Origin of the sequence: Bradyrhizobium sp. BR13661 (assembly GCF_029892425.1) — a bacterium.
In the GTDB taxonomy this organism is placed as follows: domain Bacteria; phylum Pseudomonadota; class Alphaproteobacteria; order Rhizobiales; family Xanthobacteraceae; genus Bradyrhizobium.
On record NZ_JARXWB010000007.1, the window covers coordinates 229819 to 256616 of the forward strand.

28 protein-coding genes are annotated in these 26798 nt (G+C 61.3%); 18 read left to right on the forward strand and 10 right to left on the reverse strand.

Annotated features, from left to right (window positions below):
• Nucleotides 1–65: 65 nt before the first annotated feature.
• The 6 genes from M2427_RS14545 to M2427_RS14570 all read right to left on the reverse strand — a co-directional run bounded on the left by M2427_RS14545 (nt 66) and on the right by M2427_RS14570 (nt 5361).
• Nucleotides 66–644 (reverse strand): HdeD family acid-resistance protein, encoded by a 579-nt coding sequence (locus M2427_RS14545; RefSeq protein WP_280707040.1) that lies wholly within the window; start codon nt 642–644, stop codon nt 66–68.
• A gap of 70 nt (nt 645–714) precedes the next feature.
• Nucleotides 715–1755, reverse strand: coding sequence for a PrsW family glutamic-type intramembrane protease (locus tag M2427_RS14550; protein WP_280707042.1), 1041 nt, complete (start codon nt 1753–1755; stop codon nt 715–717).
• Nucleotides 1756–2375: 620 nt separating this feature from the next.
• Nucleotides 2376–2633, reverse strand: a complete 258-nt coding sequence (locus tag M2427_RS14555; protein ID WP_280707044.1) for a hypothetical protein — start codon at nt 2631–2633, stop codon at nt 2376–2378.
• Between the two features lie 137 nt (nt 2634–2770).
• Nucleotides 2771–3778: an acyl-CoA desaturase gene (locus M2427_RS14560; protein WP_280707045.1), complete on the reverse strand. Its 1008-nt coding sequence runs from the start codon at nt 3776–3778 to the stop codon at nt 2771–2773.
• 117 nt (nt 3779–3895) lie between these two features.
• Nucleotides 3896–4522, reverse strand: a complete 627-nt coding sequence (locus tag M2427_RS14565; protein WP_280707046.1) for a PilZ domain-containing protein — start codon at nt 4520–4522, stop codon at nt 3896–3898.
• Between the two features lie 197 nt (nt 4523–4719).
• On the reverse strand, nt 4720–5361 hold the full coding sequence (locus M2427_RS14570; RefSeq protein ID WP_280707047.1) for a hypothetical protein: 642 nt from the start codon (nt 5359–5361) through the stop codon (nt 4720–4722).
• A gap of 371 nt (nt 5362–5732) precedes the next feature.
• Between M2427_RS14570 and M2427_RS14575 the strand changes: the two genes are divergently transcribed.
• From M2427_RS14575 to M2427_RS14585, 3 genes are all read left to right on the forward strand, one after another.
• Nucleotides 5733–7184, forward strand: a complete 1452-nt coding sequence (locus tag M2427_RS14575) for a bifunctional class I SAM-dependent methyltransferase/glycosyltransferase family 2 protein (protein ID WP_280707049.1) — start codon at nt 5733–5735, stop codon at nt 7182–7184.
• A gap of 41 nt (nt 7185–7225) precedes the next feature.
• Nucleotides 7226–8833 (forward strand): hypothetical protein, encoded by a 1608-nt coding sequence (locus M2427_RS14580; protein ID WP_280707050.1) that lies wholly within the window; start codon nt 7226–7228, stop codon nt 8831–8833.
• Between the two features lie 273 nt (nt 8834–9106).
• Complete coding sequence (locus M2427_RS14585; protein ID WP_280707051.1) at nt 9107–10423, forward strand: site-specific integrase; 1317 nt, start codon at nt 9107–9109, stop codon at nt 10421–10423.
• A 754-nt stretch (nt 10424–11177) separates the two neighbouring features.
• On the opposite strand, the gene M2427_RS14590 is transcribed toward M2427_RS14585, so the two are convergent.
• The 3 genes from M2427_RS14590 to M2427_RS14600 all read right to left on the reverse strand — a co-directional run bounded on the left by M2427_RS14590 (nt 11178) and on the right by M2427_RS14600 (nt 13709).
• The gene (locus M2427_RS14590; RefSeq protein ID WP_280707052.1) at nt 11178–11831 is read right to left on the reverse strand and encodes a hypothetical protein; all 654 of its coding nucleotides are present in this window, start codon (nt 11829–11831) and stop codon (nt 11178–11180) included.
• Nucleotides 11832–11863: 32 nt separating this feature from the next.
• Nucleotides 11864–12232 (reverse strand): hypothetical protein, encoded by a 369-nt coding sequence (locus M2427_RS14595; protein ID WP_280707053.1) that lies wholly within the window; start codon nt 12230–12232, stop codon nt 11864–11866.
• 160 nt (nt 12233–12392) lie between these two features.
• Nucleotides 12393–13709 (reverse strand): hypothetical protein, encoded by a 1317-nt coding sequence (locus M2427_RS14600; protein WP_280707055.1) that lies wholly within the window; start codon nt 13707–13709, stop codon nt 12393–12395.
• Between the two features lie 90 nt (nt 13710–13799).
• On the opposite strand from M2427_RS14600, the gene M2427_RS14605 reads away from it, so the two are divergent.
• From M2427_RS14605 to M2427_RS14675, 15 genes are all read left to right on the forward strand, one after another.
• The gene (locus M2427_RS14605; protein ID WP_280707056.1) at nt 13800–14057 is read left to right on the forward strand and encodes a hypothetical protein; all 258 of its coding nucleotides are present in this window, start codon (nt 13800–13802) and stop codon (nt 14055–14057) included.
• A 321-nt stretch (nt 14058–14378) separates the two neighbouring features.
• Nucleotides 14379–15518 carry a hypothetical protein gene (locus tag M2427_RS14610; protein WP_280707057.1) on the forward strand — a complete coding sequence of 380 codons (1140 nt, stop codon included), beginning with the start codon at nt 14379–14381 and terminating at the stop codon, nt 15516–15518.
• An 18-nt stretch (nt 15519–15536) separates the two neighbouring features.
• Entirely contained in the window at nt 15537–15833 is a 297-nt protein-coding gene (locus M2427_RS14615) for a hypothetical protein (protein WP_280707058.1), read from the forward strand.
• Nucleotides 15826–16017 carry a hypothetical protein gene (locus tag M2427_RS14620; protein WP_280707059.1) on the forward strand — a complete coding sequence of 64 codons (192 nt, stop codon included), beginning with the start codon at nt 15826–15828 and terminating at the stop codon, nt 16015–16017. The genes M2427_RS14615 and M2427_RS14620 overlap by 8 nt, the downstream gene beginning before the upstream one ends.
• Nucleotides 16010–16339: a hypothetical protein gene (locus M2427_RS14625; RefSeq protein ID WP_280707060.1), complete on the forward strand. Its 330-nt coding sequence runs from the start codon at nt 16010–16012 to the stop codon at nt 16337–16339. Before M2427_RS14620 ends, M2427_RS14625 begins: the two co-directional genes overlap by 8 nt.
• Nucleotides 16340–17039: 700 nt before the next feature.
• A complete protein-coding gene (locus M2427_RS14630; RefSeq protein WP_280707061.1) occupies nt 17040–18065 on the forward strand; it encodes a hypothetical protein in 1026 nt (341 codons plus the stop codon).
• Between the two features lies 1 nt (nt 18066).
• Nucleotides 18067–19875, forward strand: coding sequence for a hypothetical protein (locus M2427_RS14635; protein WP_280707062.1), 1809 nt, complete (start codon nt 18067–18069; stop codon nt 19873–19875).
• Between the two features lie 457 nt (nt 19876–20332).
• The gene (locus tag M2427_RS14640) at nt 20333–20845 is read left to right on the forward strand and encodes a hypothetical protein (RefSeq protein ID WP_280707063.1); all 513 of its coding nucleotides are present in this window, start codon (nt 20333–20335) and stop codon (nt 20843–20845) included.
• 114 nt (nt 20846–20959) lie between these two features.
• Nucleotides 20960–21184, forward strand: a complete 225-nt coding sequence (locus M2427_RS14645) for a helix-turn-helix domain-containing protein (RefSeq protein ID WP_280707064.1) — start codon at nt 20960–20962, stop codon at nt 21182–21184.
• A 53-nt stretch (nt 21185–21237) separates the two neighbouring features.
• Nucleotides 21238–21564 carry a transcriptional coactivator p15/PC4 family protein gene (locus M2427_RS14650; RefSeq protein WP_280707066.1) on the forward strand — a complete coding sequence of 109 codons (327 nt, stop codon included), beginning with the start codon at nt 21238–21240 and terminating at the stop codon, nt 21562–21564.
• Complete coding sequence (locus M2427_RS14655) at nt 21561–21875, forward strand: hypothetical protein (protein WP_280707067.1); 315 nt, start codon at nt 21561–21563, stop codon at nt 21873–21875. The genes M2427_RS14650 and M2427_RS14655 overlap by 4 nt, the downstream gene beginning before the upstream one ends.
• Entirely contained in the window at nt 21865–24012 is a 2148-nt protein-coding gene (locus tag M2427_RS14660; RefSeq protein ID WP_280707068.1) for a DUF6371 domain-containing protein, read from the forward strand. Before M2427_RS14655 ends, M2427_RS14660 begins: the two co-directional genes overlap by 11 nt.
• Nucleotides 24013–24068: 56 nt before the next feature.
• A complete protein-coding gene (locus M2427_RS14665) occupies nt 24069–24461 on the forward strand; it encodes a terminase small subunit (protein ID WP_280707069.1) in 393 nt (130 codons plus the stop codon).
• 51 nt (nt 24462–24512) lie between these two features.
• The gene (locus M2427_RS14670; protein ID WP_280707070.1) at nt 24513–24719 is read left to right on the forward strand and encodes a hypothetical protein; all 207 of its coding nucleotides are present in this window, start codon (nt 24513–24515) and stop codon (nt 24717–24719) included.
• Nucleotides 24720–25811: 1092 nt separating this feature from the next.
• Nucleotides 25812–26429: a recombinase family protein gene (locus M2427_RS14675; RefSeq protein WP_280707071.1), complete on the forward strand. Its 618-nt coding sequence runs from the start codon at nt 25812–25814 to the stop codon at nt 26427–26429.
• A 51-nt stretch (nt 26430–26480) separates the two neighbouring features.
• On the opposite strand, the gene M2427_RS14680 is transcribed toward M2427_RS14675, so the two are convergent.
• Nucleotides 26481–26681: a hypothetical protein gene (locus M2427_RS14680; RefSeq protein WP_280707072.1), complete on the reverse strand. Its 201-nt coding sequence runs from the start codon at nt 26679–26681 to the stop codon at nt 26481–26483.
• Nucleotides 26682–26798: the final 117 nt, after the last annotated feature.

Consider the following 26798-nt stretch of genomic DNA (forward strand, 5'->3'; position numbering starts at 1 on the left):
AGGCCATATAGCGTGCCGTTGGCGGCTTGTCACCCCCAAACCGGCTCGGTACGCAACGAGACCCCTCAGGTGTTGCTTTTGCGTGCCGCCAAGGCCATGCCGATCAGGGTCGCACCACCGAACAAAAGGTTGATACCGACGAGCACGCCGATGGCCCATTCCGCCGAGCTCGGCAGTCCCGTGATCACCATGAACGCAATCGCGATGTCGACGAGGCCCGAGACCAGGAGCCACGACCAGCGGCCGCTCAGCTCACGACGGTGCTCCAGCGCGTACATGATGGTCGTGACGCCCTCGGCAAGGAAATAGGCGCCGAGCACGATCGTCAGCGTCAGCACGGCCTGCATCGGACGCGCCAGCAGCAACATGCCGGCGAGCACGGCCAGTGCTGCCGAGATCAGCGACCACCAGAAGCCCGGCGTGGCGCGGGCCCAATAGGTCACGATCAATCCGCCGATGCCGCTGATCAGGAACATCCAGCCGAGAAAGATCGTGATGGCGAGGCTTGCGAGTGGCGGCAGGATCAGCGCGCCAATGCCGAGCACGGCGAGCAAGATGCCTTCGCACAGAAAGGCCTTCCAATGCGCCTTCACCGTCTGACTCATCGCTGATTGCAGTCGTGAAAATTCCTCGGGCGATGTCATCGGCAAGCTCCAGATCGAAAAGATGTGCGCTCACTCTAGTACGCGCACGCCAGGCTTGCCATGCGGTGGATCAACCGCCGCCGTGCGCGGACGAAAAACCATCACCAGTTGTGCGGATGCGGTTGCGGCCGAGCACGTAAATCGCGGTCGTAACGACCAGCAGCGCAAGGCCAAGCAGGATCGAGGTAAGACCGATCGGGATCAGCGCCAGCGTCAGATTGCGCTCGGGATTGATGAGCCAGTGATGGATCGAGGTCAGCACGAAGGCGAGGCCGAGGAAGCCGACGCCGCCACCGGCGAGCCACAGCGCCCACATCCGCCGCAGCTGGCTGAGCCGCTCCCGCGCGATGTCGGTGCGGGGCGCGTGGTGGCGCGCAACGCGGCGCACCAGGCGCATAGCAAAGGCGATCGAGCTGAAGCCGACCAGCAGGCTCGCGCCGCCCAGCCACATCCGCAAGTTGGGATCGAGATCCGGCATGCGCTGGAGCGTGAGCAGGGGAAAATCGAAGGCCGAATGCAGCGCCAGCGGGCCGGCGAAGATCAGCAGCCGGCTGGAGAGACGGGCCCAGTCGCGGTGATGGCGGTTCGCACCCAGCGCCGTGCCGGCGCGCGCGATCGTGAGGTAGGCGCCGGCGATGATGCCAAGCGCGCCGTGGAAGGGTACGGTCAGCACGCTGCGCAGGGCCGCAAGCGACCGCCACATGTCGGCATGCTGCACGAGGTAAGCCAGGTTCTCATACGCCGCGAAGCCGAGGCCGACGGCGGCGCCATAAACCACCGTGTCCATCGGATTGGCGAAGGTTCGCCGCTTGGTCGAGGAGACCAGCACGATCGCGATCACCTTGACCGCCTCCTCCGGCAGCGCGACGCCGAAGACCGAGTGCATGGCGAGCGCGGCCCAGGGATTGTCGGGCGCTGCGACCATCTTGACGAAAGGGGCCCGGGCGAGACCCAGCAGCGAAATGCTGGCAGCACCGAGCAGGAAGGCGGTCCAGACCTGGGCGGGCGGTCCAGGGCGCTCCTCGGCGGCAATGACGAGCCACAGCATCAGCAGCGCCGGGGCGATGGCGGCTGTTCCGATGACGGTGGGCAACGCTTCGATCAGGTACATTGACGCCGAAGATAGGTTCCGTTGGTCCGCTTATCCACGGTTTCCCGATGCGACCATCTGTCATGCGTTCGCTGTCCCGTTGCTTAACAATTCGGACAGCTGGCGTTCATCAAGACCCGACAGCGCAGAATACGAGGACAATCAACCGCATGACAGAGCCATTTCGTCGTCAACGGCAACGCTTGCGCAACGTCGCGGGATCGCAATTGATGCGTCAGATCAAGGCAGTAGGTCAGTTTCTTCGATTGATGACGCACGTGTGCGAGCGGCGAGTCCAGCGCCGGGATTACCTCCCTCCGGACGCTGTCGAGGCGGTTCGAGCGGCCTAATCACGCTTCATCGTACCCCCGCGGGGGCGCGACGCAGCCCGGTGGGCTCGCACCTGCTCCAGCTCCCAGAGGGCGCGAATGAGGCAGGTGCCGAGGCAAGAGACGATGAGCAGCAGCAGGAAGGCCTGGTCGGCGGGAGGGATGTATATCATGGCGCTGATCAAGCAACGCGCATGCCATGCGTTCCAGAGGTCGCGTGCGTAACGCGCAGTCGGGCCCTACGCAAAATGTTGCTTGTGCGTGCCGGAATCGCCGGCCCTGGCAGATTTGCCGTGGCGGGCTTTCCCGGGCTCAATGGGTGGTGAAGGGCGGCGGTGCCTCGGGCGCGACGTCGAAGGATCCGAGATGAAATTCCTCGCTCGTGCTCTCGTCCGGCTCGGAATGGTGGGTGAGAAGCGTGAACGCGGCCTGCGGATATTGCTTCCAGATATCCAGATCGCCGGCCGTGATCGTCAGCCAGCCGAACGTGTACATGTAGCGCCCTGGCTCGGTAACCCGGCCAACCCTATCCCAGGTGACCTTATCGACTATGATCCTCTCGACTGCCATTCGGTCCCCCGATCGCAAGTCTGCAAATGACATCTTGGCGTAAGGCCCAGACCGTCAAAAGCTGATCCCGCAATGGGGCCGCGTTAGGGCAGCGATGCGGAAGCAAGACGGCCGCAACGCGGCCGTCGCCTGTCGGTTCAGCCCGTCGTCGAAGCCGCCTCCGCCTCGGACGCCAGCTCCAGTTGACGGTGCGAGGCGTGGAAGACGTCGTGGACGAGACCGATTTTCTCCATGCCCAGAATGATCAGGCCATTGAGATCGATCTCCCACCAGGCGTGCGAGATATAGGCGTCCCGCGGGAAGCGGTGATGGTTGTTGTGCAGACCCTCGCCGAAGGTGAGGATCGTCGTCACGAACTCGTTGGTCGAGGCGTCGTCGACCTCGAAGCGGCGATAGCCGTAAGCGTGGCAGACCGAGCCGGTGAGCTGGCTGGTGAGGATCAGCAGATAGGCGCGGAGCAGGCCGGAGAACAGTACGCAGCCGATCATGGTGTGCACGCCACCGAAGGTGTAGCCGACCACGGCGGGGATGAAGACGGCAGACATGCCGTACCAGACCCAGCGCGTGCGAACGAAGAACATCGCTATGGGATCGGCGAGGATGTCCTTGGCGTAATATTCGTTGTCCGTGGTCGCCTGGTCGAACACCCAGCTGCCTTGCGCGTGCAGGAAGCCCTTGAGCGCACTGACGTAGCGATTGCCGAAGCCATCGAACTGCGGGCTGTGCGGGTCGCCGACATCGTCGGCGTAGAGGTGGTGGCGGCGGTGATTGGCGACCCATTTGGCGATCGAGCCCTGGATCGCCATCTGTGCGATGGCACAGAAGAAGACGCGCATGATCGGGCCGGTGCGAAAGCTGCGATGGACGAACAGGCGATGCATTCCGGCACCGATGCCGAACGTGGTCAGTGCGAACATCCAAGCGAATGTAAACAGCTCGACCTTGCCGACGCCCTGCGTGACGGCCCAGATGATGCCAGCGGCAGCGCCGACATAGAGAATGCCAAGGAGGAGGTAGCTCTCGCGCAGCTTGGCCCGAACGAGCGGGCCTTCGGTGATCACGCCTGGCGGAAGCTGCGGCTTGGCCGCGGTGGCGGTGCTCTGGACGATTTCTGCCGGGGTCAGCTCGGCATCTGCGATGGACATTCCGGGACTTCCAATACTCAGGCCCGCAATGATTGCGGACGTACCGGCACACACCCTATCGCGCAGGAGGCCCTACCTCCAGCCTTTAGTTAAGAAAGAGTTAAGATTGAGCCGGCGTCAGGCCGGCTGCGGCACTGCCTGGCGCACGACCAGGCGGACGAGGTCGTCCCGCTCCTGCTTCTCGGCGAACTTCACGGCAAAGCCGTTGTCGAACTTGCGGATGACGCGTCCGACACATGCGCCGACCGCAAGTGGGGTTCCTAGCGGTGGGTCATATTCGCAGGAGATCGCGACGCCGGCCGTGGAGACATCGATGATAAAGCAGGAATGGATGCTGCCGTCGGCGAGCGTCATGATGGTGTGGGATGCTTGCGGAACGAAGCGGGCGTCGCGCCGCAGCTCTTTGATGCTGTCGTCTTTCTGCTTTTTCTCGAGCCAGGTCAGCTTCTCCGACATCCAGGCGCGGCGCGCTCGCGTCATGTCGAGCTCCATCAGAAAGCCGGATTTCAACGTGGCGCTGATGGTGCACTGGAATTCGCCGAAGTCCTGGAAATACGAGGTCACGCGCTCGCCGATCTTGCCGACGACCGGCACGTCAACGATCATGCGGAACGGCGACACGCGCTTGGTACGACAAGCGAATTGGCGCAGCCTGCCCTCGCAATCGTACCAGCGGTGGAGCGAATAGCTGCCCGTCACGTTCACTTCCACTGCACGCTGCCTGAGGAACTCTGCGACGGACATTGGCTGCCAGATTGTGTTTCGGATTGTTTCCGTAATTTCACGGTAGCAGTCAAATTCTAAGCAAGTGATACTGGCACTCCGAAGCAGGGGTAAATTTCCGGTAAATGACCGGGTCAGTAATGTCCCGGAGAAGGCAGCAAGACGTCCCGTTTATCGGGTGAGTGCATTCACAACCACGTCATTGCGAGAGTGGCGGCTTACGGACATTTGACGCGGCCTTGCTCGCTTGACCTGAACGGCGGTGAGCCCAGGCCGTCCGACCTGATCTCCCATCCGAACCACGGAAGAGCGGTCCGCACCGCGAGCGTCGCGATGGTTTCGATGATGGCGAAAGCCAGTGCAACCCCTGCGATGAATGACCAGGATGGCTCTGCCGGAGGCATCCATGGCGCGAGCCAGATCGGGACGAAGCCTCGCAACGACACGAGCAGCGCGAACCATCCGAACAGGGAGACGAAGCCCTTGATGATCCGGGGGCCGATCGCGTCGGGCTCGAGCCGGATCCCGATCGTTGCGAGCGCGCTCTCGATGCGTTCGCCATCGGTCAGGAAGATGAACGCCCCGATGTAAAGAGGGACGGGCGAACGGAAAATGAGCGCGATGATGCCAGACAGGACGGCGTAGCCGTAGGCGTCGCGGAGAATGTCCCAGCCGCTTGCGCGCGATGATCCCGCCATCTCGGCCTGGGCCCGCGCGGCCTGAGGCTGCAGGACCGATCTGGCGCGCGCCATGTGCTCCAGCATTTTGGCGCGCCGCTCCGGAGCGTGTGCAGGCGCACGATAGATCCAGGCCGGAGGCGCGCCAGACTGGCTGTCCGAGGTATATTTGCGCTGCTCCATGAGCCTAACGAGCCCCTTCGACAAGCGATCCCCTTGCGGCGGCCGATGCTGTTTCCTTGACATTGGTCGGAGACGAGGGGCGGGGAGGTTCACGCCGGAATGCGATTCATTCGCAGCCTGGTGGGCTGGCTGCCGGCGTCGTTGGCCGGCACCTGTTCCTGCGCCCGGTACAAGACCTATGCGGTCATCTTCCGATAAGGTCCGCCAACGACGTTTCTGTTGATCTCGCTCCCCAGTTGGGCTTGAGTGCCGACAAGGTCGGGGGGGACCAATTTGATGTTTGTTTTCACGGCCGCAGCGCATTGCGTCGGTGCGTTCGACTTCGCTGTCAATTCTCGTTCGAGCGGGCTCGATGAGGCCCGTGCCTTGTCATGGACCTGACCGTCAAGGCTGGCTGCCTGTCTCCGCGAAAAGCAGGCATTCTCGATCACGCCGAACGTATCGCCACGGATCGCGTCGCATGGCGCGCGAAAAACAGCTTTTTCCACGACGAGGATGAGCGCTATCTGCGGTTTCTGATCCCGCCCGGAAGTCGCGTGCTCGAAATCGGATGCGGCGTTGGCGATACGCTCGCGGGCCTCGCGCCGTCATACGGCGTTGGGGTCGATTTCTGCAGCAAGCAGATCGCGATCGCGCGGCAGCGTCATCCCGATCTCACTTTCGTCGAAGGCGATGCCGAGGAGCCCACGACGATCGATGCGCTGCAAGGTCCGTTCGACTACATCCTCGTCCTCGATACGATCGGCTCGCTCGAGGATTGCCAGAAATTCATCGCCCAGCTGCATCCGCTCTGCACGCGGGATACGCGCCTGGTCATCGGCTATTTCTCGCATCTCTGGTACCCGGTGCTGAAATTCGCCGAGCTCGTCGGCCTGCGAATGCCGCAGCCGGAGCAGAACGTGCTGTCGCCTTCGGACTTGCGCAGCCTTGCCAAGCTTGCGGATTTCGATCCGGTGAAATCGGAGCAGCGTGTGCTTTCGCCGGTCCGGATGTTCGGGCTCGGGCGTTTTCTCAATCGTTTCGTCAGCGTGCTGCCGGGGATTCGCCAGCTGTCGCTTCGACATTATCTGGTCGCGCGCTCCAGCCGCAGGGCGAGGGAAGATTTCGCATCTGCCACGGTGGTTGTCCCGGCGCGCAACGAGCGGGGGAATATCGAGCCGGCCGTGCTGCGCATTCCCGACTTTTGCAGCGACATCGAGATCATTTTCATCGAAGGCCACAGTCAGGACGGCACCTTCGAGGAAATGGAGCGGGTCAAGCAGGCGCACCCCACCAAGGACATCAAGGTGATGCGCCAGCCCGGCAAGGGCAAGGCTGATGCCGTCTTCACGGCGTTCGACGCCGCGCGCGGCGATGTGCTGATCATTCTGGACGCCGACCTGACCATGCCGCCGGAGCAGCTTCCAAAATTTGCCGAGGCGCTGCGGTCCGGCAAAGGCGAGTTCATCAATGGCTCGCGCCTGGTCTATCCCATGGATGAAGGCGCGATGCGCTTCCTCAACCTGATCGCCAACAAGATCTTTTCCTATCTGTTCTCCTGGCTGCTCAATCAGCGCTACACGGACACGCTGTGCGGCACCAAGGTTCTGCGCCGTAGCGACTATCAGCGCCTGAAGGCCGGCAAGGCCTATTTCGGTGACTTCGATCCGTTCGGCGATTTCGACCTGATTTTCGGCGCATCCAAGCTCAACCTGAAATCCGTGGACCTTCCGATCCGCTACGCCGCGCGCACCTATGGCGAGACGCAGATCTCGAGGTTTCGCCACGGCTGGATGCTGCTGAAGATGGTGGCTTTCGCCTTCCTCAAGATCAAGGCGATCTAGGCCCGCGCAAGATGTCAGACGACTGCTTTCCCGATGCGCGCATGAGCGGGAGGATCAGAACGCTGCTGATCCTGATCGTGCCGTCGCTGTATCTGGCGGCGACGTTGCAGTATTCGGCGTGGCAGGCGGTGTGGGGCGTCCAGGTCGACCCGGAATCGGCTTACACGATGAACGGGCTCGTCGCGGCTGCCGGATACGGCTCGCTGAAGTTCGATCATCCGGGAACGACGACGACACTTCTGGTCGAAGCGATCGTCAGGGGCTGGGCCTTGCTCGCCCGGTCCAACGACATCGTCGCGTTCGGGCTCGAGCATTACGATGCGATCACCTACGCAGCGCGGACGGGCGAGGCGCTGGTGCTCGCCGGCGCGCTGCTGGCGGGCGGGCTGATCGTCGGCCGAACGACGCATAGCGCGATCGCCGCGATGCTGTTTCAGGCCGGCGCGTTCGTGCATGCCGATGCGTTTCACTTTCAGACGGTGCTCGCGCCGGAAAGCCTGATGGTCGCGATTGCCCTGTTCGGCATGGCGATCGTGATCAAGGCCGCGCTCGACGAGGATCCGCCGGCGACCCGCCTCGGTGTCTTGTCCGGAGCGATCTTCGCGCTGGGGTTCGCGACCAAATATCTCTATCTGCCGCAGGCGCTGTTTGCCGTGTGCCTGCTGAGAAACAGGCGGGCATTCGTCGCGGCCTTGATCACCGGGGCGATCGGCTTCGTTGCATTCAGCCTGATCTTCAATCCGGGAACGATTACGCGCGGGTTCGGGTGGCTCGTTCAAATCGCAACCCACAAGGGATATTACGGCGGGGGCGAGTCCGGATTCATCGACTTCGCAACGTTCTGGTCGAACATGCGCGAGATCATCGCGGCCGTGCCGCTTGCGTTCGGCGTCTATGTGGCGGCCGCGGGCACGGCGCTGGCCTGGTGCATCAAGAACCGGACCTGGCGCGATCCCGTCAGTCTGACGCTGGGCGCGGCGTTCCTCATCTTTGCCGCGCACCTCGTGGCGACGTCGAAGCATTTCGCGCTGCATTACATGATGGCATCGTGGGCCCTGACCGGCGGCGTCCTGGTGCTGGTCGTGGTCCAGGTCCGGCGTCTGCTCCCGGGCATCCCATCGGCCGCGCTGAGCCTCGTTGCGGGCGGCCTGTGCGTTGCCATGGCGACGACGACATTGATCGACGCCCGCGCTGTCGCGCGCCAATCGGCGGCGTCGAATGCGATCGGGGCCCGGCTGTCGAAAGCCGTGGTTGCGGCGGGGCCCGCCTGCGCCAACGTATCCCGCATGTTCGTGCGCGCGCCGGAGAACGACATGAACCACGGCTGGGACATGACGCTGCAGCCCTGGGGGGACCAGCCGATGCGGGAGAGGTTCTCCGTCGCCTATGAACATGCCTTCGCGGTCCCGCTGCTGGACCACAACACCTATACGCGCGTCCTGAAGAAGAATTTCCGCACCTATAGCTATGCGAAGCTCGCCGCCGATTATCCCTGCATCATCGTCCGCTCAGCGGAGCCGCTGGACGAGGAAAATTCGATCGGCCTGCTGGCGCTCAAGCCGGAGCATTGCGTGATCGAGGGGATCCATGTCTACACGGTCGGGCTCGCCTGCGCGAAGGTGCAGGGCAGCTTCCTGAGCGAACGGTGAGGGGATCTGGATGGGATGGCGCTCCCTAGCGGAATCGAACCGCTCTCTCCACCGTGAAAGGATTGGGTTAGCGTTCGCCAACGTCCGCCATCGTCCAAAAAAGCCAAGTGACTTCAATAAGATAGTGCGATATAGTCCGCCTGTGTCCACTCAGATTTGTCCTCAATTACTGGACATCCGCTGGACACGGGGGCTCAGCACGGTTGTTCTTCGGTGCCTCCTTCACCAATCGGTAGCCGCGACCTGCGGCAAGGATTCGAGGGGGCGGCTCCCATGGCGCGCAGAGTGCTCGACGCAACGCTGGATTCCAGAACGGCGCGCGGGCGCCTCAAGGCCAGCGGGAAGCCATATTGGCGGCAGATCGAGCCGGGTGTGTCGCTCGGCTACCGGAAGCCCCTCAGCGGCCCGGGAAAGTGGGTCCTGAGGTTCCACATCGGCGGCAAAAACGACTATGTCACCGAGACCTTCGCGACGGCAGACGACTTTTCGGACGCCGACGGAGTGGCGGTCCTCAATTTTTGGCAAGCGCAGGACAAGGCTCGCGAGCGGATGGTCGACCGTGCACAGAGCGCGGCCGGCATAGCGGCGGGGCCAAAGACGGTGAACGACGCCCTGGACAACTACGTCGCCTATCTGGAGGCCGAGAAAAAATCTGCCCAAGAGGCAAAGTACGCAATCGACGCCCTCATCAGGCCTGTGCTGGGGAACACCAAACTGAACAGCCTGACTACCGAACAGATCCGGAAGTGGTTCAGGGACCTTGCCGCGACAGCGGCGAGGACTAGGACCAAAAAGGGGGAGGAACAGAAGTACAAGAAGGCAAATCCCGATGAAAAAGAGCAGGAACGGCAGCGCAAAAGCACGGCCAATCGAGTCCTTACGAAGCTGAAGGCTGCCCTGAACAGGGCATTCGACGATGGCCACGTCGCCAGCGATCGAGCCTGGCGTCGCGTCAAGCCATTCAAAAACGTTGACGCTGCTCGGGTGCGCTTCCTGTCCAGCGACGAGATCCCCCGCTTCTTGGAAGCCATTGAGGAAGACGATTTTGCAAAGCTCGCGCGTGGCGCACTTGAGAGTGGCGCCCGTTACAGCGAGCTCTACAGTTTCTTGGTTCGGGATTTTAATCCCTACACCGGCACCCTATCGATCTACGACTCGAAGACCGACAAACCGCGACACATCATCCTCAGTCACGATGCCACCGATTTTTTCCTCGAGCTTACGGCCGGCCGCGACAAATCAGAGCGGATGTTCCTCAGGAAGGACGGTTCGCCCTGGTGCGACGACGCTCAGAAGGCCCCGATGGGCCGCGCTGTCGAGCGAGGCGGCATCGTTCCCCGGATCACCTTCCATGGACTGCGGCATACCTGGGCAAGTCACGCCGTCATGAACGGAATGCCGCTTCTGGTGGTCGCCAAAAATCTCGGTCACACCACAACAACTATGGTTGAGAAGCACTATGGTCACCTTGCGCCTTCGTTCATTGTTGACGCGGTGCGTGACCACGCGCCCAGCTTTGGCCAAGCCGGGGAAGGCAAGGTGAAGCAGTTGCGACCGCCGACCACCTCCCGTAAGCGGGTTACTCGTTGATCGCCTCGTTCGATCCAACCACGATAGGGCAACGTGATCTTGCCCGCCGGCTCAAGGTGGTCTCTCGCGCTGAATTGCCGTCAGGCTGGGCGCCCGGGCGCCTTCCGCGGCCGACGCTGCCGATCGACGAATGTGTGCAGATCTTGCGCCGAAAGCGCCGACTTCGGGATCCGGTCGAGCTGCGCCGACAGCACCCGCTCGGGATATGCCCGTTTGCTCTTGCTCGTCATGGCGCGTTGCGGGCAGCACTCTACGCTGCCAGCGAACAGGAAAAGCAAGACAGCCTAAAACCTGTTGTCCTCGACGCGCTGAAGTATCTGCGAGAGGAGGGCCCGCGCCTGCGAACCGCCCTCTACGCTGGAGAGGTCAGGGCGGAAGTGATACGCGCAAATCTTGATCAACTTGGCGACGCTGTACCGCGAATTAAGCGCCTTTGCGAGAGCCTATCCCGGTCGAGGGAACTTCTTGAGGCGACGGCTGAGGGGATCGTGTCGGCGCGTCGCGATCTGTCGAAACGCAGAGGCAACGTCTGGCGCCTGTCGTTCGTGACTGCGCTCTTCGCGGAGTGGTGGATACTCACGGCGCACGATCCGAAAGCGTCCCCCGGCCCCTGTCAGGAGTTCATCTGCGCCGCCTGGTGTAGCCTATCGCCGCTCGCTGCGCCGACGGATGCGGATTGGGGCAGTGCCATCAAGGTGGCACGGTCACGGTGTCGGGCTGGATCATGGCGGGTTCCGCCGGATTAGCAACGTGGCTACGTCGGATCTGGTTCACCCGTCCTGGCCTCTCGCTGCGAGAAGATCAGAGGTTCGTTTCTCACCTCATCCCAAGCTTGCTCGGCTTCTCTAAATTCGCGATCCGCCTCCTCAATCTCGGTTTTGCGACTGCTAAGGGCGCGGCGCTCCCACTCGCGCGCCCACAGATATCCAACGAGTAATCCGGCGAGAGCACCAACCCAATTGAACGAAACGAAGCCCAATCCGATGAAGAGCGCGCCCCACAGCGCCCCGAATACCCACCAGTTCTGATGGGCTGATTTCGCGGTCGTTAGCCGACCCGCCGCGTTGTCCAATTCCTGCCGCCAATAGTGAACGTCAAGAGTCCCGATTTCCCGCTCCTTTGCGATTAAGGCTTTCCTGAGTCCGAGTTCGCGAACCGAAAAATATAGATCGCGCATGCGGCGAGTCGTTCTCTCCCGGTGCCGCTGTTCCTCTTGCCGCTCGAACTCCCGTTGTTGGTCGCTAAAGCGCTCAGCAGCATCGTAGATGAGTTCGTAATGGGGAAGATCTGTCCGCAGCTTCTCAGCGGCTTCGGCAACGCCGGCGCGCGCCTCCAATTCAACCAGGTCTCGCTGACGAGCTTGAATTTGCTTTCTGATTTCGTGCAGTTTGTCGGCCGGATGATCCATGGCGCGCGCCTCGAGCATCTCAATTGATGAAATCAATTTTTGACCACTAGGACATAGATGATCGGGGCCAAGACCATGAAAATAAGTACAAGCACCAGCGAAAGAATGAGACGAAGGGTCCGCCGTAGCGTTCCCAGCTGGTCAAGTAGCGCGGCGGTGTTGATTACGGCGTGCGCCGCATCTTGGCGGGCGTGGACGATCAGTCTATCGCGCGTGTCCTCGTCGAGATTGTATCGTGGCAGGAACGAGTCAAACCTTCCGAGATCTTCATGAAGGACGTTTTTGGCGACGATAGAATTTAGGATGCTCCCATCTCTCGCCCCCATATCTTTGGCGAACGCGAGTTGCTGTCTGAGGTGATCCTCGGGCTTTTCTTTGTCGTCCTGATCTCCACGAAACATGGCATTGCTCCCTGCATCCCAGATCCGCGATGTCTGTTGCGGCCCGCGGACTGTAGCGGTAACCGGAACCTCGGGACAGATGCAGCGAACAGAAAGGGCCCGTCAAGGTGACGAGCCCCCCGGTGTCCTTAGTCAGTCTAGCTCCGATGAAGCTTGAACGTCAGACGGTCTGGCTCTCGCCGCTCCACCTCTTCAAATCGTTGAACATCGAGAGCGCCATGACCTCCGCGCAACTTCCCCCTTCAATGCCATCGATCCTCTTTGTCCTCGCATAGTGATGAGCGCAGCGGAGCTTCGCGAACATCCCTTGGAAAGTCTGCGCGCGCATTTTGGCGATCTCCTTTTCGATCTTCATGTAAGCCCTTTCCGCTTGGTCGCGTTCTCGGAGTGCCTTCTTGTATCCGAGTGGAGGCCTCTTCGCCGTTGTTTGCCACTCCACGAAGGCCGCTATGATTTCGGCGGCTCTTGCCCTTGCAGCCGGCGTCGGCTCGTCATACTCGCTGGACAATTTCCATCCGCCGTCACCCTCGGATCGAGTGGAAGTGACCCATTTCTCCGCCTGCAGCCGAGCAATGTCCGTTTCGGTCTCGAATGCAGCTGGGTGATCCTCCAAGGTTCCGAGCTGGCCTCGAATGTACAGGCTGTGGGGAGAAGGCAGCCCCAGCTTTTCGTCGCTCTCCTGCCAAAACAAAGTTGCAGGAATGGGCCGGTCGTTTTGGTACCTGAATGTGCCTTCCATCTGATCCACCTTGGAGGTGAGATCGCTATAGATGCGCTCGGCAGCGATATACCGGTCGGCCAGAGCGATCAGTTGAGCATCGGCGATGCTGGTCGCTCTTGGAGAGTTTTTGGCTGCTCCGCAGATCAGCCCTGCGATGTCACCTCCGAATACCCAATCCAGTGACACACCATGGCTATGGAAAAAGTCCATCGCTGCCTCGCGTTCGTCGTCGGGATCGGAGCCGTCGGCAGCATATGCGCGACTATAGGCCAGCGTACGCTCGGCGGCGTCTTCATCGATCGTCCAGCCTTCTCGGATGTACCGAGTTCGCAAAAGGTCAATGACAGTCTCCGTGCGTGACAAACACGCCGCGCGTTTTGCGGTCTCATCCTGATTGTCGAGGTACACCAAGGCTGCAGGGATCAGCTTTGGGTCGAGGGCCTCGACCGCAGTCTGGAGATGCGCTTTTGTGAAGGCCTCCGACTGGTTGGGGATAGCGGTAGCGGTCGCGATAGCAGCGGTTGAGACGATCGTATTCATGATAAATCCTCTGCGCGATGTTTTGGCTCCGTGCCCCTCGGCCGAATCCTTGGCGAGGGAGGCAACCTTGTCGCTTCGACTTTCGCCATGGGGAGCAATTGCGAGGATTGCGGTACCGCCCTCAGATTTGCCGTCAATTCTCCCCTTCCTAGCCCGATTGACTTGATCCTCGCCTCTGGACGAAGTGCTTGCACTTTCCGGTGATGCTTTCGCCATGGCCGTCTCCCTGCTTTATCGGCATTTTAACTTTGGGTATGATATCCATTCTATAGATTGGGTACAACACCCAAAGTTGGGAGGGGGAAGATGAATTTGACGGGAAACCACATCAAGGCCGCACGGGCTCTCCTTGGGATTGATCAGGAGCGCCTCTCGGAGCTTGCAGGCGTCAGCATCAACACGATACGGACCCAGGAGGCGTGCGGAGATCAGCCCGTTGCCGGCTTTGCCTCGACCCGTGACAAGGTCCAGCAAGCGCTTGAGGAGTTGGGCATAGAGTTCACCAACGGAGGAACGCCGGGAGTGCGTCTGCATAAGAAGGGCAGGCTGCCGCGGCGAAAGTAGCCCACTAAGAGAACTCAACGGACATGTCCATTGATGTCCGATGAGAATAGGAGACGAGCGTAATACGTTCAGCAACCACTAAACTTGCTGGATGCATTGATGCGCTGCGACAAGTTAATTCAGATACGCGCCCCGGAAACGTTGGCCAAAGCGTTGACGAGTGCCGCTGATAAGCGGCTCACCTCCCGATCTGACTATATACGCGGCGCTTTACTGGATCGGCTGCGTGCCGACGAGATCGAGCTTTCTCTCCCATCCTCGGCTCAGGTCGAATAGGAGGGCCGCGAATTGCCTTGGAATGGCTCAGGTGGTTTTTCGAGGTTGTACAGCTGGATTGCCGACAAGGCAGCCGGCCTCAACATCACTGCCAGCCGGATGGACGCCGACAGCAATGATTTGGCGACTTCCGGCTTCGGCAACTGCTTGACGCGCGATGGCCAGGGACAACCTACGGCAAACCTGCCGATGGCGACCTTCCGGCATACAGGCGTGGGTAACGCAGCCAATCGGACGGACTATGCGGCGCTCAACCAGGCGCAGGACGGTCTGATCGGCTGGACCATCGCCGGCGGCTCGGCCGATGCCTTGACCGCGACGTTCACGCCGGGTCGGGGGACACCTTCTGACGGCGCTCTCTACTCCGTCCGCGTCGCGGCGCCGAATGCAACGCCGACGCCGACCTTCGCCCCTGATGGCCAGACGGCGCGCACGATCACGAAAAGCGGTGGCGGCGCACTTGTCCCCGGCGATATCCCCGGCAACCTCGCCGAGATCATCCTGCGCTACAACAACGCCAACACGCGCTATGAACTGCTCAACCCCGTCAACACCGGCCTCATCACGACAGGTGCCGTCATGCTGACGGTCGCCACCTTGGCACCGACGGGCTGGCTGATGTTCGACGACGGCACTTTCGGGAGCGCGGCGTCAGGTTCTTCAAACAGCAATAGCGCGCTGAACCAGGCGCTGTTCACGCTGATGTTCAACAACCTGTCGGATACAGCAGCGCCGATCCTGACGAGCACGGGCTCGGGAACAACCCGCGCAGGGCAGGGGACCGCTGCAGCTGCGTGGGCTGCCAATTGCCGGATGACGTTGCCGAAGACGCTGGGACGAGCGCTAGGTGTTGCGGGAGCGGGAAGCGGGCTTACGTCGAGGGCATTGGGGTCAATAACTGGCGCCGAGAGCGTGACTCTGGGAACGGGCAATCTCCCTCCCTATACCCCGCAGGGAACGAACGGCTCTATCAGCGTGACGTCTACACGTAGCGACATCATGCTCACACCAACGTCTTCGACGACTGGCGGCGGCGGCTTTGGCATAAACTACGCCGGAGCTTCTGGTGCGGTAACCTCGACTGGTTCAGGGCCCACTTTTACCGGCACGGCGCAGGGGGGAACGAGCGTTCCGTTCGGAATCATGCAGCCGACGACATGGTTCAACGTGATGATCAGACAGTAACGGCAGGAGCGCAATTCAATGACGGAAGATCAGTTTTGGAGGATTCAGGGCCGTCTCAACGCCATCGAACTGCTTCTGATGTCCGAAATCTTCAATATGGCGCGGCTACAGCCTGATCCATTTCCTTGGATGCAACGATTTATCGAAGCCACCCGTTTCACCAGCAGAGGGTTGGCCCCCGACATCATGCCCGACAACGAAGCCGCCCGCTTAACACGCGAGACCCGGGATGCAGTCGACGAGTTCCTTGAGCAAGTCGTTGTGCACGCCGGCCATCTTCCCGGAGCGCCACAGGGTGGAGCTTCACATGGCTGACATCACCGTCACCGCGACCTATAAGCCCGGCGAGCCCTTCTACACCGCTCCGCTCAATAGCGAATACCTTCAGGCTAAGCAGAAGCTCGGCGGGGATGTGGATCTGGTCCGCGCCACCTCGGATGGCATCCAGAACGATGGTAGCTATACGCACCACAGCACATGGCGGGGACGCAATGCCTGATATCCAGGATCACGTCGCGGCCGCTATCGCTCGGTGCGAGTCCAAGCCATTGCCCTTCGTTGAATTGGACCCCGACAATCGGGACATCCCACGCTCTGCGTGGTCCGTGACCGAGACCGGCGACTATGAGGCCGACGTTACCAGGGGGCTTGTCTATGCAGAGGCGCTCATTCAGCACTCGAAGCGGTTCGGTTCGTTTCTGGGGCGCGGAGCGCTTGAGGCTGTGCTCCAGGAAGTGGTTCTGAGGGGCAAGGTCGGCCCGATCGAACAAGGTTTCCTCGGTCGCATCGCGATGGCCGCGATCGTGGCATCACAGAATTGACGGAGGGCAAAGTGCCGGCATCACCTCTCGCGGCGGCCATGTTGGGGGCCAACAGCAGTGGCCTTGGTCTGCTGGATCATCCTATGGCGGCGCCAGACCTTCAGCTCGGCCAAGCGATGGTTCAGCAAGGGCTACCGACTGCGCCGGCGTCACCGCTGCAAGCATTGGCGCGCGTCGCGCTGACGTCTCTGCTGGCTTTGTTGGTATAAGGTAGGGCGAGATGGCGACTTCTCCTCTGGTGGCAGCACTGCTTGGTGATAGTGGGGCAAATTCCGCAGCATTGATGGATCCTGCTGCGGCGGCCATTACGCCCGAGATGCAGCTGGCGCAATCGCTGCTGACCCAAGGCAACTCGGCGGCACCTGCTTCGCCCTTGCAGGCGCTCGCGCGTGTTGCGCAGACCGCGGCTGGCGGCTACTTGCAGCGCAGCGCTACGTCTGATCTTGCCAAGCTCTATGCGGGCGTTCCGGATAGTCTGAGCAGGGTGTTTCCGCCCGGCACGCCCATCGGCGACATGCTTGCGAGCGAGAATCCGCTGGTGCGGATGATGGGTGCGCGAAGCGCGGAAAAGGCCGCGCTTGTCAGCAGTGAGCCCTACACGACGCATGCCGGCGAGACGCGTCGGCAGGGCGCAAACACGATCGTGGAAGACACCAATCCGCAATCGAACGCGGGGAAAACGATCCAGGACGCCGCCAGATTGCAGGCCTCGGGCAATCCGGACGCCGCCAATGCCCTGACGTCCACCGTGCGCAAAGAAGCGCAGATCGGAGAAACCGGCGTGACGCCGCCTCCGATTCCATTGAACGGTCCGCGCCTCTCGGCGGCGCCCGTTCCGCCCATGGGACTCCGAATTGCGCCGCCATCGCTCCAACCGCAAGTTCCAGCGCCGACGCCCGACCAAATGTCGGCCGCCAAGGAAAAGCTCGGGCAGAAGCTGCAGAAGGTTGCCGACGCTGGGATCACCAATCCGACGGCGACCGGACTCACCGATGTTCCGGCGCAGATTGCGGCGTCCAAGGGCATGCAGAAGGATGCCGAGAATACAGCCGCAGCCAATGCAAAATACTATGACTCCCTGCACAAGGGCTTGTCTGGCTCTGCGATGATCTCGGCCCAGCAAAAGCAGAACCTTGATGTCTTGCGCCAGGTAGCGGCCTCGCCGAATTTCGTGCCCGGTACCGGCAGTGATGCCGCGCTGCAATTGCAGCGCATGGCCGCTCAATTCGGGATCAAGACGGAAGGTGCGGCACCTCGCGAAATCTTCAATCAGGTCGCTGCGCGCGTTCTGGCCGACCAGTTCTCCGGCATCAAGTCAATGGCTTCGGAAACGGGAGAGCAGGGCGGACGGATCTTCAAGCCGATGCTCGACCTGGAAGAAAAGGCCAACATCACGCCAGAGGACTCGCTCGCCGGCATCAAGGCGAAAATTGACCTGCTGGATCGCGCCGGCAATTTGATGATGAAGTGGGGCGACAAGGCAGACGATTACATCAAGGAGCATGGCCGCCTCGATGCGGGTTTTGACAAGCAATTGCGCGCTGATATCGCCGCGGCGCGGGTTCCGGATGTTGTGCCGAAGGCAGCTGAAAAAGCATCGGCGAGTCCAGCTAAAGCCGGCGCTGCTGCGCCCCACCAAGATCCTGCGGTGCGCTACAAACAGCTGGTATCCGGCGGCATGACGAAAGAGCAGGCGTTCGCCAAGATGCATGCGGAAGGATACTGACGTGGCGGATGGCTTTGATCCGGCTGAATTCGCTGACTTCAAAGGAAAGGCAGCCCCTTCAGCGTCGGCGCCGGCGGCCGACTTTAACCCAGACGAATTCGCAAGCTTCAAGACACAGCAGCCCGGAAAATCGGCTGACGCTGCGCCTGCCCAATTGTCGCGCGTCATCGGCGTGACGATGGAAGGCTATCCGATCTTTGAAGATCCCGCGCACACTGCGCAGATGATGAAGTATGTGACGGAGGGCTACAAGGAAGGCGGCAAGTCCTTCCTGCGCGGCCTGCGGGATCCGATTGATGCTGGCGCGCAATTACTGACGAGGGGGCTTGAAGCGGTTGCGCCCGCGGGATCGTCCTTCGAAAACTTCATGCATGGCGAGCGCGAGCGCGTCGAGGGCATCAACAAGAAGGGCGAGGAGGAATATCAGGCGGCGCGGCAGTTCAAGGAGGTGCCGGATGTGGCGCGCGGAGTCGGCAACGTTGTAGCGACGGCTCCGCTCGCGGCTGCCGCACCTGGAGCGGCGGCCCCCGGCCTTGTCGCACGCATGGGGGCTGGTCTCATCGGCGGCGCGGAGGCCGGCGCGCTGCAGCCGGTGTTCAATACGGAGAATGATGATTTCTGGGCCCAGAAAGGTGTCCAGACCGGTACCGGTGCCGTCGGCGGCGCGGTTGCGCCGGCTGTCGTCAGCGGCGTGGCGCGGGTCGTGTCTCCCATTGCGTCGAAAGCCACCAGCCAGGCCCGGCAGTTGATGGATGCCGGGGTGACGCCAACCCCGGGTCAGATCCTGGGCGGCGGCGCCAATCGCGTCGAGGAGGCCGCCCAGAGTATTCCGGTCATTGGCGATGCCATCAAGTCGGCGCGCGGTCGCGCAGTGCAGGATTTCAATCGCGCTGCAGTCGATCAGGCGCTCCAGCCGATCGGCGAAAAACTGGCGCCCGGCACGCCGCTCGGCCGCGAGGCGGTCGCGGAGATGCACGACAAGATCGGCGCGGCCTATGACAAGCTGCTGCCGCAACTAAAGGTGCAGGCAGACCAGCAATGGGTTGGCAACATGCGCAATCTGTTGCAGGGCGCGCAGGGCCTGACGCCCGATATGTCGAAGAAATTCGAAAACACGGTCCAGAACGTCATCCTGCGCAAGATGAGCCCGGCCGGAGGCATGACCGGCGAGAGCTTCAAGGAGGTCGAGAGCGAGCTCGGTAAGCTTGCCAAGGATTATTCGACCAGCGCGCTCGCGAGCGAAAAAGAACTCGGCGGCGCCTTCCGGCAAGCGCAGGCGGAGATGCGTGATCTTCTGGTGCGCAGCAACCCTACGCATGCTGCCGAACTGAAGAATATCAACCAAGCCTTCGGCAATGCTCTTCGGGTGGAAGGCGCCGCCGGCCGCATCGGCTCTGATCAGGGCGTGTTCACGCCGGCGCAGATGCTCTCTTCCGTCCGCCAGCTCGACCCCTCGATGCGCAAGGGCGCTTTTGCCCGCGGTGAGGCGCCGATGCAGGATCTGGCGGAAGCCGGAAAGGCGGTGCTTGGCAACAAGGTGCCGGATTCCGGGACGCCGTTCCGGTCGATGGCCGTTGCTGCGCCGACGCTGGCCGGCATGTATCTGGCAAGCCCGGCAGCGGCGATCGGGACTGGCATCGGCGGTGCGGGCGTCGTCGGGGCCTATAGTCGGCCCGGACAGTCGCTGCTGGCGTCCCTTTTGGCCTCGCGGCCGTCAGGAATGGGCGATGTGGCCGACCTGCTGCGGCGAGCGACGCCTGTTGCCACCACGCTGCCAGCCATTCTTGCGGCGAATCAATCGGGCTACTGAGCGTCCCAGGAATAGGCCAACGGTCATTGGCCACTGCGGCTGCCGGGATCGCGGCGTGTTTCGCCACTTCGCAATCCATTGGCCCAGGGCCACGGACCCGGCGGCGATCAGGATTCCTTCAATCATCACGGCATCTCAACGGGCTGGATTGGACGCGGACTCCACCGCATGGCGATTTATTGCGCTTGTGCAAAATATCAGAAGATCCAGTCCTTGTCGCAGGAACAAGAGTAGAATCCGAATCGCGCGGGGCTAGGCCGGCCAGCCGAAAGCCGATCACCACACTCGGTTGCCCCCGCAGCGTTGCTGTGTGGCTCGCCGTGGTGTGGAGGCGATTTTGCCGAAATATTCAGGCCTTCCTGAATTGAATTGCGATAGCACAGACCGAGAGGAACGGTTCGGTAAGACGAAGTTTGGAAGTCGCTGGATCGGACCTCAAACTAGAAATGATCTGGCCTTGCTGGAGCAGGTACGAGATCGAAATCGCGACTGGGTGACCTTAGTCTGGATCTCCGAGAAGCGATCGCCCGACTATGTCTGCTTGCGAAATGATCCGGCCGTCTCCAACGCGCTCCAACGCGCACTACGTCGCGGGCGCCTGTTGGCAGATGTCCGCGAGTATTTGTCATTGCTTGATGGTGATGGAAAGCAGCCCGTAGACATCGAGAAGCCTGTAAACATCGAAGAGCGGAGAAAACTCAGCGAAGCGCAGAGAATTGATCGGCGGGCTGATATCTCTGAAGCTCTTGAATGTCTCAGAGCTGAAGCGCACTCACGTCCTGTAGATTCAAAGCTTGAGAAAGTATTGAAGGCGCGCGGCTACGACGAAGGCCCACAAGGCAAAAAGATCGCCGAAATTGCCCGCGAGATCGATGGCGATTTTAACTCGGGCAATAAAGTGCCCATCTCGCTCGACGCAATTCGCCAGAGCCTGAAGAGATACTATCAGCGCAGAGGTATTCCGATTTAAGCCGCGTTCCTCGAAGCTGCTGAACCGATTTCGGACATGTCCGCCGATGTCCGATGAGATGAGCGCGTTGAAGTGCAATTGTTTGTCCATCGTGGTCCTACGAGAAACAAGCACATGCACACGAACAACGCCCCATCCACCGAAGCAGCGGCACCGCTGGCATACACCATCGCGCAAGCCTGCGCCGTGGCGTGCGCCGGACGATCCTCGCTTTACGAAGCAATCCGCTCCGGCGATCTGGTCGCCGTCAAGCGCGGTCGGCGCACTCTGATCCTCGCTGGCGATCTGGAGTCCTGGGTCAAACAGTTGCCCAAGGTCGCTCCCGCACAATCCGCATAACTCAAAAACAAAAAAATGCCCGGCGCGATGGCCGGGCAAAAGGAAAATTCGCAATGACGACACTCGCACAAGAAGCGCCTCGGCGCAACAATTCTCGCTCACCAACAGACGACGTTGAACCAATCCTGATCGCTGAGTGGCCGCTTAGCCGCGGCGAGATCGCTCGCGTCGCGATCAGAAGCTTCAAGGGCACCTGGCTGATTGATCTTCGGAAGTGGTTTGAGGCTGGCGACGGTCAATGGCGCGCAGGCCCAAAGGGCATTTCGCTGAGCCTCAAACATCTCCGCCCAATAAGTGTAGCGATCGAAGAAGCCGTCTCGGTTGCTCGATCGCGCGGCTTGATCGAGCAAGACCCGTCGGGCTCGATCGATCAGCAATGAACGAGCGGCGCCGGATCGCCTTTCGGCGTATTGCCGAGGCGTCTTTGCCCGCCTCGAGCGAGCTCGTGTCGCGGTGGCTGCCGAATGGACGTCGGGAAGGAGCGGAGTGGGTCGCACCCAACCCCACCCGTTCGGACAAGCGCCGTGGAAGCTTCAAGGTCAACCTGCGGACTGGTCGCTGGTCTGACTTCGCTGTCGACGCCTCCGGTGGCGATCTCATCTCGCTCGCAGCCTATCTCTTCCACCTTTCGCAAGCGCAGGCGGCCATCAAGCTCGCCGTTGCGCTCGGGATCAATCCGTATGACGAATAAGAACGATCCGTTTGCGCCTGTCGGAGGCGGCTCCTCTCGCCCGACTGCAAAGACTGACAGCGACGAATGGGAGATCATCACTCCAGTGTCGGCCGGCGCGAAGCCTGCGCCCGCAACCCATCGGAGCCTCGGCAAGCCAACATCCAGATGGACCTATACTGACCAGGACGGCCGCTTGGTTGGATATGTCGCTCGGTTTGACGGTCCGGACGGGAAGGAATTTCGGCCGTTGACCCTTTGGCGGCAAAAGGGCGGCACAGAGACATCGTGGCGCTGGACAAGCTGGCCTACGCCCCGACCGCTGTACGGGCTCCAGCGGCTCGCGGAGCGGCCCTCCGCGCCCGTCCTGGTCGTTGAGGGGGAAAAGGCCGCAGACGCTGCCGCGCGCCTCCTGCCGGCGTTCGCGGTGGTGACCAGCCCGAACGGAAGCAAATCCTGCGACAAGGCGGATTGGACGCCTTTGCGTGGGCGAGCGGTGACGATCTGGCCGGATGCCGATGCTGCCGGCTTGGCCTTCGCGAAGGCGGTGCAGCGGACGGCCACAGAAGCTGAAGCGGCGTCGGTAGCCATCATTGTACCCCCGCAGGGTGTGTCTGTCGGGTGGGACGCCGCTGATGCTGAGTCTTCCGGCTGGGATGAGCGACGGGCCGCAGATCTTGTGGCTGCGGCTGTGCCCTCGGCGGCTGCAGCCGGGCCCCGGCATCGTCGTCCGCGGCAACGTGATGACGTGATCGGCGCGGTGTTGAATACGGAAGGGGTCGAACTTTGGCGGGACTTTGGGGGCGCCACCTACGCCACGGTGCCTGTCAATGGCCATGTCGAGAATTGGTCTCTCCGTTCGCACGGGCTCGAACGCTGGCTGTCTGGCCTGTACTATCGGAAGACCGGCGTCGCTCTTCCAAGCCAAGCTCTCGAAGACATAAGGCGCACGCTCGATATCAAGGCCTATGAGGATGGCCACCGATATGATCCGTTTGTTCGGGTCGGAGAGTCCAACGGGCGCATATATCTCGACCTTTGTGACGACGCTTGGCGCGCTGTTGAAATCACCGCGAAGGGTTGGCGGATCGTCGATCGACCTCCCGTGAAATTTCTACGATCAGTTTCGGCCCGCGCGCTGCCCGAGCCCGAGGCAGGGGACGTTATCGAGCGGCTCCGCGGTTTCATAAACGTGGGCAGTGATGATGACTTCAAGCTGATCGTCTCCTGGCTGGTTGCTGCCCTGCGGCCCGGAAGGCCGTTCCCGATCCTGATCGTCAACGGTGTCCAGGGCACCGGTAAGAGCGTTCTGTGCCGATTGCTGCGGTCGCTGATTGACCCGGACGTTGCGATGATATGCGCAGCGCCGAAGGATGAGCGAGATCTTGTCCTGGCTGCATCGAACACCTGGGTGCAGGGGCTCGACAATCTGAGCGATGTGAACGGATTTCTGCCCGACGCCCTTTGTCGCCTCGCCAGCGGATCCGGCTTCAGAACGCGCGCGCTCCACACAAACCGCGATGAAGCTGTGTTCTCCGTGCAGCGGCCGATCCTATTGAACGGTATTCCAACGCTGACGGAACAAGCTGACGTCGGCCGCCGGTCTGTCGTGATCAATCTTACCAGCATCGCGCCGGAGCGCCGTCAGGCCGAAGAAGATTTCTGGATGGAGTTCGAATCTGTGCGCGGCCGAATTATCGGCTCTCTCCTCGAGGGGGTGTCGCGAGCTCTCTCCTCGATCGACACAATTAAAATCGAGCGACCTGGATCCATGGCCGACTTCGAGAAATGGTCGATGGCCGCGGCGCCGGCGTTCGGATGGCAAGGGGGTGAATTCCAGACCGCCTATCGGAAAAACCAGACGGCGGTCGTCAACGATACTTTCGAGGCCGATGCGGTGGCCGTCGCAATTCGCGACTTCATCATGTTGAAGCATGCGGAGGACGGATGGGAAGGGACGCCGACGGCATTACAGGTTGAATTGGACTCCGCGACGCCAGAGCGCATACGAAGCTCACGGTCATGGCCGAAGACCCCAGCTCAGCTGGGCAACCGCATCAAGCGCGCTCAGCCCTTACTCGAGCACAAGGGGTTCACGATCGATCGCCGACATTCGGGCAATCGAACGATCATAATCGTTCCGCCCCGGCAGGGATGATTCAGTCTACTCTTCCCGGTAGAGGGAAGCGTAGAAGCGGAGAGGATGCAACCGACATGGCAAAGCTTCGAAATCCAAATCACGAGAGATTTTGCCGCGCGATCGTGCTCGACGGCGAGGAGGCGCGGCAGGCATACGTAACCGCCGGATACGAAGCGAACAGAGCAAATCACAACAAGCTTCTAAATCGACGGGATGTCTCGGCTCGGATCGAGGAATTGACGCGGGAGCGGGACCTGGCCGCACGCGCGGCGCGTCAACCGATGGCCGATGTCCTCAGCGAGTTTGCGAGCCACGGCATAGATCGTCTGACGGATCTCTTCGAGACCGTCGATGGCGCTATTGCTATTCGGGACCTGCGGGGGCTGCGGCCGGAAACCCTGTTGGCCTTCTTGGGCGCGTTGCACGATGGCGCGGGCATCGCCTGGGAGCGTTCAACGGCCACTTAATGCCGCGCGCGGAACATTTTTTGCCCCGACGCGCCCCCAATCGTAATCCTCATGATCTCGTTGAAAGCGACGCACGCGTCGCTTTTTGCCGATGCGCTGTTGATGGTGAGCGAGCAAGCGGCAAATTTGCCTGTTGATCTGGGATTTTGCGCCAGCCCTGCCTGCCCGGATCCCGAGACGGTCAAGATGCAAATTTGCATCTTGAGCTGTTGTCCCGATCGGACCGGCCCCAAAATGCTGCACATGTGCAGCTTTTGAACGGCGACAAAAGCGCAATTCATTGCGGTTTTGTCGGTCGCTCGTATGCCGGCGCCTCCCTCAACTGGGGAAATTCCCCACTTGCTTCGCTGCTGACTGCAATATTCTCAGATTGCGAAGTTTCTCAGGTTCGCCTTTCGGCACCCGGCCCCCTTTGGATTTACACCCGCACGCCGTCCAAAGGCGCGCTTGTCGGCGATATTGCTGGTGTCAAAAAGGTGGCGCGAGCATGACTGCGAGGTCGGAAGTGGAACGTATTGGAATCCCGTTTGGTTGGCGCTCGTTTAGCCCGGCCTGGGGGAGAGAGAAATTCTCCGCCGATTTGCGCGTCGGAAGATGAACGCGGCGGACTCTTTTGGAAGTGTCTCGATCGACTCCAGGGCGGCGCTGGACGGCTTTGGACGACCCGAGAGATCGTCTCAGCACCTGAATTTCTTAGCACCTTGGACGACTTTGGACGGTTTGGACGACCTCATTCTATTCCAATTTATAGAGGCCTCTGTAAGGGGGCGGCGTTATGCGCGCTGATCATGACGTCGAGCCCGGACAACCGTGGTGGAAAAATGTGAATGAGGGGGAGGGGGCGCGTCCGCCGATATGCAGGATGATTTGCTCTCGTTCGTTGCGCGGTCGACTATGAAATCCTGAAAGCTTAGAGCGAGCTTTTGGCTGTCCAGACCGTCCAAGTCGTCCGTTCTCAATGAAAACAATAGGATGAGCATGGACACCTAGCTGCGAAGTGGTGTCCTCAGCCGTCCAAGTCGACGTGACGAGTTATGCGCACCTCGCCAACGGATCTATCGGTGGCGACGGGGCATGGTCGTCGCGCCGCTGCCGCGATGTAAACGGACTCCAGAGCAAAGGGATTACTGTGATCGAAAGCCGCGCGCTGCTCATCGCCGCGGCGCCACAGAAAGCGTCCTCCGCTAACTCCGTAGAGCGCTGACGCCGGCCCCTGAGTCGGTTCGCCTGCCGGTTCATTTTGGGTCTACCCCAAGTGCACTATTTCCGGAGTGGTTCAGTAATTCGGTTTGACAATCCAAAATGAACCGATATTATATGAACCATCCAAAGTGAACCAAGGGGGCTAAAATGTTCGTCCGAGCGTACCTCAGGGCCTCGACCTCCGAGCAGGATGCCAACCGCGCCCGCGAGCAGCTCCGGTCATTCGCCGCCGAGCGCGGTCTGACCATTGCGGCTTGGTACGTCGAGAACGAGAGCGGAGCCAAGCTCGCCCGTCCGGAGCTGTTCCGGCTGCTCGCCGACGCGCACCCGGGCGACGTTCTCCTGGTCGAGCAGGTCGACCGCCTGTCGCGTCTGACCGCGGAGGACTGGGAGCGCCTCAAATCGGAAATGACCGCGCGCCGCGTGCGGGTCGTGGCGTTGGACCTGCCGACGTCCTGGATGATGGCAACGAGCTCCGGCGATGAATTCACCGGTCGCATGTTCGAGGCGATCAACGGGATGTTGCTCGACATGCTCGCGGCCGTGGCCCGCAAGGATTACGTCGATCGGCGCCGCCGACAGGCACAGGGTCAAGAGAAAGCGAAGGCGGAGGGGCGCTACAAGGGCCGTCCCGAGGATACCGAACGCAACGCCGCGATCGGCCGGATGCTTTCCTCCAAACAATCGTGGGGCGAGATCCAGAGCGTGACTGGATGCAGCCGCGCGACGATCGCCAAGATCGCAAAGCGCATCAAAGCAGCTTAGCTGGCTCGGAGCTTCGAGGCTGCGCCAATTGGCGCAGCCCGGATAGGAGCATCATCGGTCGCTGCGCTTTGCGGGACCTGCCACCGGGAGGCTGCGCAGGAATGCTTGGAAGTTCTCGTGAGTGACGATCGTGCGTCGACCGGCCTTGTGCGCGATCAACCGCTTTTCCTTGATAGCCTGGAACAGATACGTCCGACGCAGCGGACCGGCTTTCGCCAATTCTTCGATCCCATATGCTGGCTTGCTTTCCACGGCCTCTCTCCACTCAACACTGACAAGACCACCTGCCAACATTAGGCGGAGCGCAGGCGGAAGATAGGTGAGCCGCCGGGGTCGTGAATCCTTGGACGTCTCACCCATCGTTTTGCG

What these genes read in the sequence shown, in the direction of transcription:
- M2427_RS14655 (WP_280707067.1), top strand. Translation starts at nt 21,561, where the DNA reads ATGAACGAGCGGCGCCGGATCGCCTTTCGGCGTATTGCCGAGGCGTCT.
- M2427_RS14550 (WP_280707042.1), bottom strand. Translation starts at nt 1,755, where the DNA reads ATGTACCTGATCGAAGCGTTGCCCACCGTCATCGGAACAGCCGCCATC.
- M2427_RS14615 (WP_280707058.1), top strand. Translation starts at nt 15,537, where the DNA reads ATGACGGAAGATCAGTTTTGGAGGATTCAGGGCCGTCTCAACGCCATC.
- M2427_RS14665 (WP_280707069.1), top strand. Translation starts at nt 24,069, where the DNA reads ATGGCAAAGCTTCGAAATCCAAATCACGAGAGATTTTGCCGCGCGATC.
- M2427_RS14570 (WP_280707047.1), bottom strand. Translation starts at nt 5,361, where the DNA reads ATGGAGCAGCGCAAATATACCTCGGACAGCCAGTCTGGCGCGCCTCCG.
- M2427_RS14560 (WP_280707045.1), bottom strand. Translation starts at nt 3,778, where the DNA reads ATGTCCATCGCAGATGCCGAGCTGACCCCGGCAGAAATCGTCCAGAGC.
- M2427_RS14575 (WP_280707049.1), top strand. Translation starts at nt 5,733, where the DNA reads ATGGACCTGACCGTCAAGGCTGGCTGCCTGTCTCCGCGAAAAGCAGGC.
- M2427_RS14565 (WP_280707046.1), bottom strand. Translation starts at nt 4,522, where the DNA reads ATGTCCGTCGCAGAGTTCCTCAGGCAGCGTGCAGTGGAAGTGAACGTG.
- M2427_RS14660 (WP_280707068.1), top strand. Translation starts at nt 21,865, where the DNA reads ATGACGAATAAGAACGATCCGTTTGCGCCTGTCGGAGGCGGCTCCTCT.
- M2427_RS14605 (WP_280707056.1), top strand. Translation starts at nt 13,800, where the DNA reads ATGAATTTGACGGGAAACCACATCAAGGCCGCACGGGCTCTCCTTGGG.
- M2427_RS14590 (WP_280707052.1), bottom strand. Translation starts at nt 11,831, where the DNA reads ATGGATCATCCGGCCGACAAACTGCACGAAATCAGAAAGCAAATTCAA.
- M2427_RS14650 (WP_280707066.1), top strand. Translation starts at nt 21,238, where the DNA reads ATGACGACACTCGCACAAGAAGCGCCTCGGCGCAACAATTCTCGCTCA.
- M2427_RS14645 (WP_280707064.1), top strand. Translation starts at nt 20,960, where the DNA reads ATGCACACGAACAACGCCCCATCCACCGAAGCAGCGGCACCGCTGGCA.
- M2427_RS14670 (WP_280707070.1), top strand. Translation starts at nt 24,513, where the DNA reads ATGATCTCGTTGAAAGCGACGCACGCGTCGCTTTTTGCCGATGCGCTG.
- M2427_RS14555 (WP_280707044.1), bottom strand. Translation starts at nt 2,633, where the DNA reads ATGGCAGTCGAGAGGATCATAGTCGATAAGGTCACCTGGGATAGGGTT.
- M2427_RS14625 (WP_280707060.1), top strand. Translation starts at nt 16,010, where the DNA reads ATGCCTGATATCCAGGATCACGTCGCGGCCGCTATCGCTCGGTGCGAG.
- M2427_RS14600 (WP_280707055.1), bottom strand. Translation starts at nt 13,709, where the DNA reads ATGGCGAAAGCATCACCGGAAAGTGCAAGCACTTCGTCCAGAGGCGAG.
- M2427_RS14545 (WP_280707040.1), bottom strand. Translation starts at nt 644, where the DNA reads ATGACATCGCCCGAGGAATTTTCACGACTGCAATCAGCGATGAGTCAG.
- M2427_RS14620 (WP_280707059.1), top strand. Translation starts at nt 15,826, where the DNA reads ATGGCTGACATCACCGTCACCGCGACCTATAAGCCCGGCGAGCCCTTC.
- M2427_RS14580 (WP_280707050.1), top strand. Translation starts at nt 7,226, where the DNA reads ATGAGCGGGAGGATCAGAACGCTGCTGATCCTGATCGTGCCGTCGCTG.
- M2427_RS14595 (WP_280707053.1), bottom strand. Translation starts at nt 12,232, where the DNA reads ATGTTTCGTGGAGATCAGGACGACAAAGAAAAGCCCGAGGATCACCTC.
- M2427_RS14585 (WP_280707051.1), top strand. Translation starts at nt 9,107, where the DNA reads ATGGCGCGCAGAGTGCTCGACGCAACGCTGGATTCCAGAACGGCGCGC.
- M2427_RS14675 (WP_280707071.1), top strand. Translation starts at nt 25,812, where the DNA reads ATGTTCGTCCGAGCGTACCTCAGGGCCTCGACCTCCGAGCAGGATGCC.